The sequence below is a fragment of the Enterobacter sp. FW301-JW81 genome, assembly GCF_058788735.1.
The window spans coordinates 111,476-126,086 of record NZ_JBYTBA010000006.1; the positions used below are offsets into that span (position 1 = coordinate 111,476).

At 52.6% G+C, this 14,611-nt stretch carries 14 protein-coding genes; 4 read left to right on the plus strand and 10 right to left on the minus strand.

Features of this window, described 5'->3' with window-relative positions; all coding sequences use genetic code 11:
- Positions 1-30: 30 nt before the first annotated feature.
- From gpsA to AC3WOK_RS18450, 4 genes are read right to left on the minus strand one after another with little or no spacing between them, the layout of a single operon-like run.
- Positions 31-1,050: an NAD(P)H-dependent glycerol-3-phosphate dehydrogenase gene (gene gpsA / locus AC3WOK_RS18435; protein ID WP_059312381.1), complete on the minus strand. Its 1,020-nt coding sequence runs from the start codon at positions 1,048-1,050 to the stop codon at positions 31-33.
- Positions 1,050-1,517 carry a protein-export chaperone SecB gene (gene secB / locus AC3WOK_RS18440; RefSeq protein WP_047347582.1) on the minus strand — a complete coding sequence of 156 codons (468 nt, stop codon included), beginning with the start codon at positions 1,515-1,517 and terminating at the stop codon, positions 1,050-1,052. Before secB ends, gpsA begins: the two co-directional genes overlap by 1 nt.
- Positions 1,518-1,549: 32 nt before the next feature.
- Complete coding sequence (gene grxC / locus AC3WOK_RS18445; RefSeq protein WP_023309914.1) at positions 1,550-1,801, minus strand: glutaredoxin 3; 252 nt, start codon at positions 1,799-1,801, stop codon at positions 1,550-1,552.
- 11 nt (positions 1,802-1,812) lie between these two features.
- The gene (locus AC3WOK_RS18450) at positions 1,813-2,244 is read right to left on the minus strand and encodes a rhodanese-like domain-containing protein (protein WP_014882007.1); all 432 of its coding nucleotides are present in this window, start codon (positions 2,242-2,244) and stop codon (positions 1,813-1,815) included.
- A 247-nt stretch (positions 2,245-2,491) separates the two neighbouring features.
- Between AC3WOK_RS18450 and gpmM the strand changes: the two genes are divergently transcribed.
- From gpmM to AC3WOK_RS18465, 3 genes are read left to right on the plus strand one after another with little or no spacing between them, the layout of a single operon-like run.
- Complete coding sequence (gpmM, locus tag AC3WOK_RS18455; protein WP_492354932.1) at positions 2,492-4,036, plus strand: 2,3-bisphosphoglycerate-independent phosphoglycerate mutase; 1,545 nt, start codon at positions 2,492-2,494, stop codon at positions 4,034-4,036.
- A 33-nt stretch (positions 4,037-4,069) separates the two neighbouring features.
- The gene (envC, locus tag AC3WOK_RS18460) at positions 4,070-5,329 is read left to right on the plus strand and encodes a murein hydrolase activator EnvC (RefSeq protein WP_242658897.1); all 1,260 of its coding nucleotides are present in this window, start codon (positions 4,070-4,072) and stop codon (positions 5,327-5,329) included.
- Between the two features lie 3 nt (positions 5,330-5,332).
- Entirely contained in the window at positions 5,333-6,265 is a 933-nt protein-coding gene (locus AC3WOK_RS18465) for a divergent polysaccharide deacetylase family protein (protein WP_047347579.1), read from the plus strand.
- Positions 6,266-6,302: 37 nt separating this feature from the next.
- Here AC3WOK_RS18465 and AC3WOK_RS18470 read toward each other — a convergent pair whose 3' ends face one another.
- The 6 genes from AC3WOK_RS18470 to kbl all read right to left on the minus strand — a co-directional run bounded on the left by AC3WOK_RS18470 (position 6,303) and on the right by kbl (position 13,462).
- Positions 6,303-7,214 carry a capsular polysaccharide synthesis protein gene (locus AC3WOK_RS18470; RefSeq protein ID WP_235836453.1) on the minus strand — a complete coding sequence of 304 codons (912 nt, stop codon included), beginning with the start codon at positions 7,212-7,214 and terminating at the stop codon, positions 6,303-6,305.
- Between the two features lie 15 nt (positions 7,215-7,229).
- The gene (locus AC3WOK_RS18475) at positions 7,230-8,078 is read right to left on the minus strand and encodes a glycosyltransferase (protein ID WP_492354933.1); all 849 of its coding nucleotides are present in this window, start codon (positions 8,076-8,078) and stop codon (positions 7,230-7,232) included.
- A gap of 71 nt (positions 8,079-8,149) precedes the next feature.
- Entirely contained in the window at positions 8,150-9,412 is a 1,263-nt protein-coding gene (locus AC3WOK_RS18480) for an O-antigen ligase family protein (protein ID WP_492354934.1), read from the minus strand.
- Between the two features lie 60 nt (positions 9,413-9,472).
- The gene (locus AC3WOK_RS18485) at positions 9,473-11,053 is read right to left on the minus strand and encodes a phosphoethanolamine transferase family protein (RefSeq protein ID WP_492354935.1); all 1,581 of its coding nucleotides are present in this window, start codon (positions 11,051-11,053) and stop codon (positions 9,473-9,475) included.
- Between the two features lie 177 nt (positions 11,054-11,230).
- The gene (gene tdh / locus AC3WOK_RS18490) at positions 11,231-12,256 is read right to left on the minus strand and encodes an L-threonine 3-dehydrogenase (protein ID WP_447854914.1); all 1,026 of its coding nucleotides are present in this window, start codon (positions 12,254-12,256) and stop codon (positions 11,231-11,233) included.
- A gap of 9 nt (positions 12,257-12,265) precedes the next feature.
- Positions 12,266-13,462, minus strand: coding sequence for a glycine C-acetyltransferase (gene kbl / locus AC3WOK_RS18495; protein ID WP_492354936.1), 1,197 nt, complete (start codon positions 13,460-13,462; stop codon positions 12,266-12,268).
- Between the two features lie 215 nt (positions 13,463-13,677).
- On the opposite strand from kbl, the gene rfaD reads away from it, so the two are divergent.
- Positions 13,678-14,610 (plus strand): ADP-glyceromanno-heptose 6-epimerase, encoded by a 933-nt coding sequence (gene rfaD, locus AC3WOK_RS18500; RefSeq protein ID WP_008502707.1) that lies wholly within the window; start codon positions 13,678-13,680, stop codon positions 14,608-14,610.
- Position 14,611: the final 1 nt, after the last annotated feature.

A 14,611-nucleotide genomic window follows, 5' to 3' on the forward strand; every position in this document is an offset into this window, starting at 1 on the left:
GCTGGGTCATTCAGGTGATAACGGTTCCGACTAGTTACTGCTGCGCTCGTCCTTGCGCGCACGGCCTAATAAGGTCAATGCTGCCTCGCGCGCATTTTTTCCGCAATACAATACCTGATAAATTTCCTCGGTTATTGGCATTTCGACACCAAACCGGTGCGCCAACTCGCGAACTTCTTTGGTATTGCGGTAGCCTTCAACCACCTGACCAATCTTCTCCTGCGCGCCTTTTACATCGCTGCCCTGTCCGAGCATCATGCCAAAACGGCGGTTACGAGACTGGTTGTCGGTACAGGTCAGCACCAGGTCGCCCAGACCCGCCATCCCCATAAAGGTGGCTGGATCGGCGCCCAGCGCTTCGCCAAGGCGGGACATCTCGGTCAGCCCTCGGGTGATCAGCGCGGTACGCGCGTTGGCGCCGAAGCCAATGCCGTCGGACATCCCGGCACCAATCGCAATCACGTTCTTCACCGCACCGCCCAGCTGTACGCCGATAAAATCGGGGTTGCTGTAGACGCGGAAGCTCTTGCCGCAGTGCAGCAGCTGTTGCAGATCGTCGGAGAAGGTCTGATCGGTTGATGCCAGCGAAATCGCCGTTGGCAGGCCAGCGGCCAGCTCTTTGGCAAAGGTCGGGCCGGAGATGACCGCCAGCGGGATATCATTACCCAGCGCTTCGCGGGCAACGTCCTGCAGCAGGCGTCCGGTCTCGGCTTCCAGCCCTTTTGTCGCCCAGACAATGCGCGCATCCGGGCGCATCAGCGGCTTAATCTGACGCAGCACGTCGCCAAATACATGGCTCGGGACCACAATCAGAATGTTGCGGCTGGCCGCCAGCGCGGTCGCAAGGTCGCTTTCAAGGTGCAGGGAGTCGGGGAACGGAACGTCCGGGAGGAACGCGACGTTGCAACGGTCGCGCTGCAGCGTGGCGATATGTTTTGGATCGTGGCCCCAGAGAACCACTTCGTGACCATTTCTTGCCAGCGTGATGGCAAGAGCGGTGCCGTATGAGCCGGCACCGATCACAGTCATTGACGCATTAACAGTGCTCATCAGGCATCCTGATGTTGTTCAGCACCTTCGCCAGCCTGCTGCTGCAGATAGTTCATGAACAGCGCATCAAAGTTAACTGGCGCAAGGTTCAGTTGCGGGAATGTACCGCGAGAAACCAGGCTGGTGATGCATTCACGCGCGTACGGGAACAGAATGTTCGGGCAGTACGCACCCAGGCAATGCGCCATCTGGTTGCCTTCGATACCGCCGATAGAGAAGATGCCGCCCTGCTGTACTTCACACAGGAATGCAGTTTCTTCACCCAGAGACGCGGTAACGGTCACACGCAGTACGACTTCATACACGTCATCTGCCAGCTGGGTAGATGCGGTATCCAGATCAAGTTTAACCTCTGGCTGCCAGTCTTTCTGGAAAACATGTGGCGCATTTGGCGCTTCATAAGAAACATCTTTGGTGTAGATGCGCTGGATCTGGAAAGTCATTTCGGTATTGTTTTGTTCTGACATGGAAAAACCCTTTTTAATTGTCCTAAAGTCTCTTAGCTCAGCAGCGGATCGAGTCCACCACGGGCGTCGAGCGCATACAAGTCATCACAGCCGCCAATGTGCTGCGCATCAATAAAAATCTGCGGAACCGTCGTACGACCGCTACGTTTGATCATCTCTTCGCGTTTGATCGCGTCACCGTCGATCGGCAGTTCCTGGAACGTGACGCCTTTGCTGTTCAGCAGCGCTTTCGCGCGATGGCAGAACGGGCACGTCGCTTTGGTGTAGATCTCAATATTGGCCATGACTGAACTCCTTATTTACCGCGAACCAAAGGAAGATTCTCCCCGCTCCAGCCGGAAATACCTTCTTTCAGCACCGTTACGTTTTCGAAGCCCGCTTTATAAAGCGCGCTGGCAGATTCCTGTGCCTGCATGCCGGTCGCATCAACAACGATAATCGGCTGGGCTTTGTGTTTCTCAAGCTCACCGACGTTGTTCGCTTTGATTTCAGCTGGCAACAGGTTGATTGCACCCGCAATGTGACCTTTACGGAAATCGTCACGCTGACGCAGATCGACAACGACGGCATCTTCTTTGTTAATCAGACGCGTCGCTTCACCACGGGTGATAACCTTAATCTTAGACGTCAGGCTCTTAAATGTGGTGAACAGCACAGCAGCCAGCAGGCCAATCCACGCGATGCTCAGTACCGGATGGCGGCTAACGAATTGCATAATTTCTTGCATGGAGGGTAACTACTCCCGACTAAGTGATAAAAAAAACCAGGACAGGAGTATACCTGTGCGTTCTGGCAAATACAGCCAGCGACCATAACCTAATCCATTTTCTGCGGCATGCCACCTAAAAAAATGCCTCAAAATGGTCTGGTCACCCCCTTGCCCCTGCGCTTTCTTTGATCTTCTGCGGCTATTTGATCGATTCAGCTGTAGTAAAATTACGCAAATTTTGACTCTTGAGCATGAGGTTGTCGCAATGTCGGTTTCTAAAAAACCTATGGTACTGGTGATTCTGGATGGCTATGGCTACCGTGAAGACAGCCAGGATAACGCTATTTTCAACGCCAAAACCCCGGTCATGGATGCGCTGTGGGCAAAACGTCCGCATACGCTGATTGACGCGTCTGGCCTGGAAGTGGGCCTGCCGGACCGCCAGATGGGCAACTCCGAAGTGGGTCACGTTAACCTGGGCGCCGGGCGTATCGTGTATCAGGATCTGACGCGTCTGGACGTTGAAATTAAAGAACGTACCTTCTTCTCCAACCCAACGCTGTCTGGCGCGGTTGATAAAGCCGTTGCCGCTGGCAAGGCCGTACACATCATGGGCCTGCTCTCTGCAGGCGGCGTTCACAGCCACGAAGATCACATCATGGCGATGGTTGAGCTGGCCGCTGAGCGCGGTGCGGAAAAAATCTATCTGCACGCCTTCCTGGACGGTCGCGATACGCCACCGCGCAGCGCAAAAGGCTCCCTGAAAGCCTTCGAAGACAAATTCGCCGCGCTGGGTAAAGGCCGCGTTGCGTCCATCATTGGCCGTTATTACGCCATGGACCGCGACAACCGCTGGGATCGCGTAGAACAGGCCTATGACCTGATGACCCTGGCAAAAGGTGAATTCCAGTTCGCGACAGCCGTGGAAGCGCTGGAAGCCGCATACGCGCGTGATGAAAACGACGAATTCGTGAAAGCGTCCGTGATTCGCGCTGAAGGCCAGGCGGATGCCGCGATGGAAGATGGCGACGCGCTGATCTTCATGAACTTCCGCGCTGACCGCGCGCGCGAAATTACCCGCGCGTTCGTCAACAGCGACTTCGACGGCTTCGCCCGTAAGAAAGTGGTGAATCTCGACTTCATCCAGTTGACCGAATACGCCGCCGATATCAAAGCCCCATGCGCTTACCCGCCGGCCTCGCTGGCAAACACTTTCGGTGAGTGGATGGCGAAGAATGATAAGACACAGCTGCGCATCTCTGAAACCGAGAAATATGCGCACGTGACCTTCTTCTTTAACGGCGGCGTTGAAGAGCCGTTCAAAGGCGAAGACCGTATTCTGATTAACTCGCCGAAAGTCGCCACTTACGATCTGCAGCCAGAAATGAGTTCTGCCGAGCTGACTGAAAAACTGGTTGCGGCCATCGAGAGTGGCAAATACGACACCATCATCTGTAACTACCCGAATGGCGACATGGTCGGTCATACCGGGGTGATGGAAGCGGCGGTGAAAGCGGTTGAAGCGCTGGATAACTGCGTTGAGCAGGTCGCGAAAGCGGTGGAATCCGTTGGCGGCCAGCTGCTGATCACCGCTGACCACGGCAACGCTGAACAGATGCGCGACCCGGCGACCGGCCAGGCGCACACGGCCCATACCAACCTGCCTGTTCCGCTGATTTATGTTGGCGATAAATCACTGAAAGCAGTGGAAGGCGGCAAGCTTTCTGACATCGCGCCAACCATGTTGTCGCTGATGGGTATGCCGATCCCTGAAGAGATGACTGGTAAGCCGCTGTTCATCGTGGAATAATCGCTCCCCATGAGGGGAAAGGCGATTTTTTCAATCACATGGGTCGTGAAGCCGCTTAGGTTATCAGTCAGACCTTTGCTTTGCGCCAGCGCACTCAGCGCTGGCGTATTGCTGTGCGCCGCATCCGCCCACGCGGATGACCGCGACCAGCTGAAATCCATTCAGGCCGATATCGCCGCTAAAGAGCGTGCGGTTCGCCAGCAGCAGCAGCAGCGCGCCACTCTGCTCGCCCAGCTTAAGCAGCAGGAAGAGGCCATCTCCGCCGCCGCACGTCAATTACGTGAAACGCAAAACACCCTCACCCAGTTGAATAAACAGATTGACGAGATGAACGCGTCGATTGCCAAACTGGAACGCCAGCGTGATGCACAGGAGCGCAATCTTGCGGCTCAGCTTGATGCCGCATTCCGCCAGGGTGAACATACCGGACTGCAGCTGATCCTCAGCGGTGAAGAGAGCCAGCGCGGCCAGCGCCTGCAGGCCTACTTTGGCTATCTGAACCAGGCGCGTCAGGAAACGATCGCGCAGCTGAAGCAGACGCGCGAAGAGGTCACCACGCAAAAAGCCGAGCTTGAAGAGAAGCAGAGCCAGCAGCAGACGCTGCTCTACGATCAGCAGGCCCAGCAGGCGAAGCTTGAGCAGGCGCGCAACGAGCGTAAGAAAACCCTTTCCCGCCTTGAGTCCTCCATTCAGGAAGGTCAGAGCCAGCTTGGCGAAATGCGCGCCAACGAATCCAAACTGCGTAACAGCATCGCCCGTGCGGAAGCCGCGGCGAAAGCGCGTGCCGAAAAAGAGGCGCGCGAGGCGCAGGTCGTTCGCGACAAGCAGCAGGAAGCGTCCCGCAAAGGGACCACCTACAAGCCAAGCGAAAGCGAACGTTCCCTGATGTCGCGTACCGGTGGCTTAGGCTCTCCTCGCGGTCAGGCTTTCTGGCCCGTTCGCGGCTCAATTCTGCATCGCTATGGCGAACAGCTGCAGGGTGAGCTACGTTGGAAAGGGATAGTTATCGGTGCGTCTGAAGGTAGCGAAGTGAAAGCCATCGCCGATGGCCGCGTAATTCTGGCCGACTGGCTGCAGGGCTACGGACTGGTGGTGGTGGTCGAACACGGTAAAGGTGATATGAGCCTTTACGGCTACAACCAGAGCGCGCTGGTCAGCGTCGGCACGCAGGTGCGCGCGGGCCAACCCATCGCCCTTGTGGGCAGCAGTGGCGGTCAGGGCCGCCCGTCACTCTATTTCGAAATTCGTCGCCAGGGTCAGGCGGTCAATCCACAGCCGTGGTTGGGAAGATAAGTTTTGCTTCAGTTTCGTCGAATAGTTCTCTCCGTCGTCAGCGCGCTGGCGCTGGCTGCTCCGGTATACGCAGGTAAGCTCGCTATCGTGATTGATGACTTCGGTTATCGTCCACACTATGAAAACCAGGTGCTGGCGATGCCGTCAGCCATCTCGGTCGCCGTCCTTCCGAATGCCCCCCACGCGCGTGAGATGGCGACCAAAGCCCACAATACCGGGCATCAGGTTCTTATCCATCTGCCAATGGCACCGCTCAGCAAGCAGCCGCTGGAAAAAGATACCCTCCGCCCGGATATGAGCAGCGACGAGATCGAGCGCATCATCCGCGACGCATACAACAAAGTGCCGTATGCCGTGGGGCTGAACAACCATATGGGCAGCGCGATGACGTCGAGCCTGTACGGGATGCTGAAGGTGATGCAGGCGCTGGAGCGCTACAACCTCTATTTCCTCGACAGCATGACCATCGGCAACAGCCAGGCGATGCGTGCCGCTCAGGGAACGGGCGTAAAGGTGATTAAGCGCAAGGTGTTCCTGGATGATACCCAGAACGACGCCGATATTCGCGTGCAGTTTAATCGCGCGGTACAGCTGGCCCGCCGCAATGGTTCGGCCATTGCCATCGGTCACCCGCACCCGTCTACCGTTCGCGTCCTGCAGCAAATGCTGCCGACCTTGCCTTCCGATATCACCCTGGTACGGCCGAGCGATCTGCTGAACGAGCCGCAGGTGGATACCTCTACACCGAATTCTGCACAGCCTGCACCGACAGCGCCGCGTAATCCGTTCCGCGGCGTGAAGCACTGCGTACCGAAGCAACCGCTTGAGCCGGTCTACGCGACCCGCTTCTTCTCTGTCATTGGCGACAGCATCAGCAACAGTACGCTGGTGAAATACGTCCAGCAGCAGTGGCAGGGATGGGGTAAGAAAGCGTGATGAGAAAAAAGCCACCATGACGGTGGCTTTTTTATTACTAAAGGTGGAAAGAACCCTCGAGGATCTGGCTGTATATCGTCGGCAGGCCGTTATCTGTAGTTCGATATTGCTCTTTGTGTGAGAGCTTATAAATGCCCACGGGATCATTATTTAGCGTCATCAATGCCGCCAAATCAGGTTTTTCTGAGATGAACTGGCGAATCAAAAAACGATTATTCCCGGTGACCGGTTGTTGATCCATGACCTGACGAAACTGCGGATAGCGCTCGCGCGCATATAAGAAACTGTAATCGATCAGGAAGTACTCAATTAGAGTATCGTGGTGCTGCCAGTAGCAATACAGAATATCCCGTATCATCTTCACCAGTGAGCTTCCCTTTTGGGCGGCTAGAAAATAGGCCGTCCAGTAGCCCTGGCTCAATGCGTTTTCAGACGAATCAAAACGCAGCGATGAAAAACTATTCTCAAAAAATGTTTCCGGTACCGGCTTCGTCATGAACACCGTCGCGTCCATCCAGATCCCGCCGTATTGATACAGCAGCGAACAGCGAACAATATCCGAGTATTGCGCCTTACTGATAAGCCCGGCGTGGTATTTCGTTTTGATGTGTTCAGGGAGAATAAGGTAGTCCGGGATATTCTCATCCGTCAGGATGATGACCTGCGCATCAGGCGTGTTACGTTGTACGGAGGCAATGCAGCGTTTCACCAACTCAGGTGCGCTATCCAGCCCCTGGAACCAGCAGATCCAGATAATGCGTGATTGCATCGGTTCCGTTGCGTACGAATCGTCAGGCTGAACCTTCAGGTCATCAATAACGCTAAAAATCGTCTCTTTTTTCTTCCGCTCAAAATGGCTGGCCGCACGCTGGAAGAGAGAGAAACCCGTTTTTTTGTGCCAGCGTCGGGTTTTCTTGATGAGCTTATTCGTTACATTGAGATTCATCATTTCACCTTATTCATTTCAGAATAGCTCTTTTAGAGTACGGCGAAACAGTTTCATTTTTAACTTAGCATCTTTTTTACGCCCACGTAAAAGGCAATTCATGCGCGTTGATTTAAAACCACGAAACGACATAAGCTGGAATAAATTATTGCTGCGAGTCACTTCAGACATATGCTGACGATATTTAAAATAGAGCTTACGGTACGCATTGTATTTTTTAACTTGTGACGTAATCCGATCGCTCCCGTGTTCAGCATCCACCATCGCCGTACTGAAACTGTATTTGATACCTGGGCCATATTTCAGAATTAATTTAATCCAGACATCGCGATCTTGTTGCTGTTTAATTTCAGGAGAAAACCCGCCTACGCCTAACAGTTTTTCTTTAGTGGTCAATACCTGATTGCCCACCACGTTCTCGCACAAAATATCCTGTAGCTCAATGAGCCTTTTATCATCAGTATCCGGATAGGTGCGGTGGGTTTTGTCCAGCCTGGCGGGGGTATCCGTCACAAAGGCATACTTATCATCGTACCGCTCAGCAAGTTTCGTCAGACGTTCTGGCAGGAAATAATCGTCGTCATCCAGTCCCGTGACAAACACACCGTGTGAAAGCGCATAGCCCCGGTTACGGCTGAAGTTAGAACCGCTGTTCTTTTCGTTACGTTCGTAGATGAAATGCTCAAAACGCGCTTCACACTCTGCGCGCATGCGCTCTATCAGTTGAGCTGTTTTCTCATTAGAGCAATCATCAACAATAACCAATTCTACCGCAGGATATGTCTGAGCAATAACTGAACGAATTGCGCGTTCCAGCAACGCCTCTCTGTTGAAGGTTGTGATGATGACTGAAATCAGTTCGTTCATGGCGGGCTCGTCTGGTAAAAGGTATTTCTCCATCGGGAGAATACCTTTTTCCCGATGGAGAATCAAAACGATTACTTAATGACCGTACGATGTTTGTTCTGTTCCAGGAAAACAACCGACATTATCAGCGTTAACATCCAGGCAACAGGCGTTGTTTTTGAATAGAACATCACGCCACCCACGCCGAACATAACAATCGAGACCAGGAAAGCGAACAGAATAATACTTTTTCGTTTACGCAATGCATACCAACCAAGTGATATTACAAAAAGAATATAAAGAATAACGCCTGAAGGACCTTTTACAGAAAGCGTTTCAACGATTTCATTATGAAGATGGCCGCGAATGTGATCCAGCGCGCCTGATAAGCTAGGGTCTTTATTAACCGCTGCGATTATCTTTACATTTCGCTCATCAGTAGATTGCCATAAATAATTATTTTTAGATGCAATCAGTCCCACCTTCCACATGGCAAAACGGGCACCAACCGAAGTTGCACTGTTTGCTTTATCATAAGAAATGATATCATTGTTAAAGTCGTTATAACGCTTAACAAGGCTATCTTTCATCATAAATGCGCCAGCTAGCAAAGCAATCAGAAAAACAGCAACGCCCTTCCACGGGATATGTTTTTCCTTATAAAGTTTCACCACCAGCAAGGCGAAGAAAATAATCGGATATGTCAAAATAGCTGCGCGCGTTTCTGTCGCCACCAATACCAGGAAGGTGATAAAGAAGTGTCCAAGTATAAACAGATCTTTCCATTTTCCTGAACCGTGCTGAAGCACCAGTATTGTGTAGAACGAGATAAAGGTAATGGTGTAAGCGGCCCCCGTTGCATCCGTCCCACCGGCCAGGGAGAGCGTTACCCTTTGGTTTTCAAGAAACAGATGCTGGTACCCCGCATAAACAACAATCATCACCTGAAGTGCAATAACCAGCAACATGTGAATCTTATTGCTGCCGATTTTAAATTGTTCTCTGCTAACAAGCACGAAGATAGAGAATGCCCCGAACAGGCAGATTTTCCCTGCTTCCAGATAGGCACGATATGAGTTTATCGCTTCACTGTCTATCTTATACATCCGGTACCAGACCAGATCGCAAATCCCTATGACCAGCATGATCAAACAAAGCCAGAATACATCGTTCTTTTTGAAATTTCTAATATCCAACAGGATAGCAATGAATGCGATAATACCCGCCAGACCCAAAACTTTGGCGGATAAATTAGGTGAAACGACTACACACCCAAAACCAATAGCACACACTCCGAAGAGTAATTGCATCAAAACAAACTGGACCTTATTTCGCTCTATATTAATCATCATCATTCCATTTCTAAAAAACAAAGCAGGCTAGCAACCTGATCAAACAAATTTATCGCACCTGCGTTAACGAATATTACGCCATTCATAGGACTTTCCGGTCGTGTCCAGCACGGTGACGTTCTTATTGTAACCGGCAAGCCAGGAGTGTACAGACTGGACAGGTTCTCCCTGACGATGGATTCCAAGCCAAAGCTCAGCTAGCGTATTAATATCATCCGCAGACCAGACGGTATTGTAGTCTCCGGTGTACTTTTTATCGGAATCTACCTGATGTCCATACCAGATAAACACTGGGATTTGCAGGGCCTCCCGTGAAGGATTAACGTTACCGTGGGAGTATGCTACAGCACGCTTCGGATCGCGGATCAGGCCATGATCGGAGAAATACATGACTGATGAACGCGAGTTTTCCAGCAGGTTAAAAATCTTGCCCATCAACGTATCCGTATATCGCACAGAGTTGTCATAACAATCATCGGCTTCATTATCACCGTGCAACACCGCCTGGCTGGCCGGGAAACGTCGGCAGGAAGGCTCGTGGCTTCCGTACAAATGCAGAACAATCAATTTTTTGCCCGGCGTTTTTAGCGCACTCTGCAACAGCGGCAGAAGGTCTTCGTCGTAGCCCCCATCAATCCATTCATGCTGTTTCGTGTTCAGGGCAATTCCGGTAATCACGTTATTATGCGCCCCTCCTTTGCCCTGGCGGCTAAACCAGTAAGTATCATATCCTGCTTTGTTCGCGATATTGACGACGTTATCGCCATATTTGCGCGGATCGCGGGCATTCACGCTATCCGCAGTCAACGCCAGCGGTACCGCCATAATCGTGACAGGTGCAGGTGTAACGGCATTGCGGAACAGTAAGAGTTGCGATTTTTGCTTCTCCAGCTCTGGAGTCGTATCTCGTTGATAACCATAGATACCCATATTTACCGTACGCTCGGACTCGCCAACAATCAGAACATAGTTCTCGATACCGGTATCAGATAGTGTGATTTTATAATCAGGAATGTTGTTGCCAATGTTGGCCACCACGGCATTATCTTCGATGGCCTGCATAAAGACTTTTGACGTACTGACAGGTGTCGCCTGAACTACGCGCTGCGCCAGGCTTTCGACGCTGCTTTTCCTGAGCTGATGCTGCAAAGCCTGGCCATAAAAAGCCAGCAGCGTGACGGCAAGCGCAATGGCGGGCCAGCGACGATAACGCGGCGCGACAGGCCACATGCCGGTATTGGCGGTATAAATGAACAACGCAGACAGGGTGATAAAAATCAGGCAATCGCGCCAGTACAAACCAAGCATTGAACTTGCTTCACCCGGTGTCGTATTCAGTACGCTAAGCGCAAACCCATAACTAAACGCAGAATTGAAATTACTCCATGCATATAACTGCAAAGTAATATCTGCCGCAACCGGAATTAATAAAATAATCGCCAGTACATTCCTGATTAATTTATTGTTTATACATTTTAACGTCAGCAATATCAGCGCGAAGACCAGCGTACGATTAATCACAGCATTATATTTAGCATGAATAATATTAACGCCAATGACTATTAGCAGAGAAATAACCACTGTAAAGAAAGCGGTAAATCGCGAAGGAGTGTCAACCAACTTCTGTGAAAACAGTGTGGACATAATGACCTGATTAGCCTGGCAATATCTTTCCTGACGTAATCATTTTGACTGCCAGAATGAACGTGCGGAGAAGACAGAATGGAGAAAATTTCGCCAAAAGTTAACAAGTAACTTCTGGAAAGTCAAACCGCTAAGGGAAAGTGCTGGCACCCGTAAAAGCGGTGCCAGCAGGCAGATTTAATCCCAGCTCAAAATTACTTTCCCGGACTGCCCTGAACGCATTGCGTCAAAGCCTTTCTGGAACTCATCAATGGAGAAACGATGGGTGATAATGGGGGACAGATCCAGACCAGACTGAATCAACGCTGCCATCTTGTACCAGGTTTCAAACATCTCACGGCCATAGATGCCTTTGATGAACAGTCCTTTAAAGATGACTTTGTTCCAGTCGATAGACATATCCGACGGCGGAATACCCAGCATTGCGATGCGGCCACCGTGGTTCATGGTATCCAGCATCGTGCGGAACGCCGGCGGCGCACCGGACATCTCCAGACCCACGTCAAAACCTTCGGTCATGCCCAGCTCTTCCATCACGTCGGTCAGGCTCTCTTTCGATACATCCACCGCGCGGGTCACGCCCATTTTGCGCGCCAGCGACAGGCGATACTCATTCACATCGGTGATCACGACGTTACGCGCACCCACGTGCTTTGCCACCGCTGCGGCCATAATGCCGATGGGGCCCGCGCCGGAGACCAGCACGTCTTCGCCGACCAGATCGAAAGAGAGCGCCGTGTGTACCGCGTTGCCGAACGGGTCGAAGATGGAGGCCAGATCGTCAGAAATGTTGTCCGGAATTTTGAACGCGTTAAACGCGGGGATCACCAGGTATTCTGCGAAGCAGCCCGGACGGTTCACGCCCACGCCAACGGTGTTACGGCACAGGTGGGTACGCCCGCCGCGGCAGTTACGGCAGTGGCCGCAGGTGATATGACCTTCACCGGAGACGCGGTCGCCAATTTTGAAGCCTTTCACTTCCTGGCCGATACCGACCACTTCGCCGACGTACTCGTGACCGACAACCATCGGTACCGGAATGGTTTTCTGCGACCACTGGTCCCAGTTATAGATGTGAACGTCAGTACCGCAGATAGCCGTTTTACGAATTTTGATCAGCAGATCGTTATGACCGACTTCCGGTTCCGGCACGTCGGTCATCCAAATCCCTTCTTCCGCTTTCAGTTTGGATAACGCTTTCATCACACGTCCTCAGGCAATGACGCCCAGCTGTTTGCCGATGCGGGTAAAGGCTTCCACCGCACGTTCAATTTGTTCAGGCGTATGCGCCGCAGACATCTGGGTGCGGATACGCGCCTGACCTTTTGGCACCACCGGGAAGAAGAACCCGGTGACGTAAATACCTTCTTTTTGCAGTTCGCGGGCAAAGTTCTGCGCGATAACCGCATCGCCCAGCATCACCGGAATAATGGCGTGGTCAGCACCGGCAAGTGTGAACCCTGCTGCGCTCATTTTTTCGCGGAACAGGCGCGCGTTGGACCACAGGCGGTCGCGCAGCTCAGCGCCGGACTCCACCATCTCCAGCACTTTGATGGAGGCAGACACAATGGCTGGCGCCAGGGAGTTGGAGAACAGGTACGGACGGGAGCGCTGACGTAGCCACTCAACCACCTCTTTACGCGCGGCGGTATAGCCGCCGGACGCGCCGCCGAGCGCTTTGCCCAGCGTACCGGTGATGATGTCCACGCGGCCCATCACGTCGCAGTATTCGTGCGAGCCGCGGCCGTTTTCGCCGACAAAGCCGACCGCGTGAGAGTCATCGACCATCACCAGCGCGTCGTACTTGTCTGCCAGGTCGCACACGCCCTTCAGGTTAGCGATCACGCCGTCCATGGAGAACACGCCGTCGGTGGCGATCAGCACGTGGCGAGCCCCCGCTTCACGCGCCTCTTTCAGACGCGCTTCCAGCTCAACCATGTCGTTGTTGGCGTAGCGGAAACGCTTTGCTTTACACAGGCGCACGCCGTCAATGATGGAAGCGTGGTTCAGGGCGTCGGAGATAATTGCGTCTTCGGCTCCAAGCAGGGTCTCAAACAGACCGCCGTTGGCATCGAAGCAGGAGGAGTACAGAATGGCGTCTTCCATTCCTAAGAAGTTCGCCAGCTTTTTCTCAAGCTGCTTGTGGCTGTCCTGGGTACCGCAGATAAAGCGCACGGAGGCCATACCGAAACCGTGGGTGTCCATGCCGTTTTTCGCCGCGGCAATCAGCTCAGGGTGATTCGCAAGACCTAAATAGTTGTTCGCACAAAAGTTGATCACGTGGCTGCCGTCGGCAACGGTGATGTCCGCCTGCTGAGCAGACGTGATAATACGCTCTTCCTTGAACAACCCTTCCGCACGTGCGGTGTCGAGGTCGCTGTTTAACTGTTTGTAAAAATCACCACGCATTGCAATTCTCCAGACTCGGCAAATTTCGGGACATATTACCCAAACCTATAGTTCATGACGAGATGACACATTATCTCTTGTCGTTTTTGCAGCATAAATCACGTGTACCCCTGCTGCATATCGGTGAATGGCTGAAGACCGGGCATTGTAATGATATGATAAAGACATTAGCGTCCGGGATTGTCCCCGGGCTCAACACTTCAAAGGTTACAGTTATGATCATCGTTACCGGCGGCGCGGGCTTTATCGGCAGCAATATTGTTAAGGCTCTTAATGACAAAGGCATCACCGACATCCTGGTGGTTGACAACCTGAAAGACGGCACCAAGTTCGTCAACCTGGTGGATCTGAACATCGCTGACTACATGGATAAAGAAGACTTTCTTATCCAGATTATGGCAGGCGAGGAGTTCGGCGAGATCGAAGCTATCTTCCATGAAGGTGCCTGCTCTTCCACCACAGAGTGGGACGGCAAGTACATGATGGACAACAACTATCAGTACTCCAAAGAGATCCTGCACTACTGCCTGGAGCGTGAAATCCCCTTCCTGTACGCTTCCTCCGCGGCAACCTACGGCGGGCGCACCTCGGACTTTATCGAGTCCCGCGAATATGAGCAGCCGCTGAACGTCTACGGTTACTCCAAATTCCTGTTCGACGAGTACGTGCGTCAGGTTCTGCCAGAAGCGAACTCCCAGATTGTGGGCTTCCGCTACTTCAACGTTTACGGGCCGCGCGAAGGTCACAAAGGCAGCATGGCAAGCGTGGCATTCCACCTGAATACTCAGTTGAATAATGGCGAAAGCCCGAAACTGTTCGAAGGCAGCGACGGCTTTAAGCGCGACTTCGTTTATGTGGGCGACGTTGCCGCAGTAAACCTGTGGTTCTGGGAAAACGGTGTTTCCGGCATTTTCAACCTGGGTACCGGCCGCGCAGAATCCTTCCAGGCGGTGGCTGATGCTACGCTGGCGTATCACAAAAAAGGCAGCATCGAGTACATTCCGTTCCCGGACAAGCTGAAAGGCCGCTACCAGGCGTTCACTCAGGCCGATCTGACCAACCTGCGCGCAGCGGGTTATGACAAGCCGTTCAAGACCGTTGCCGAAGGCGTAACGGAGTATATGGCCTGGCTGAACCGCGACGCGTAAG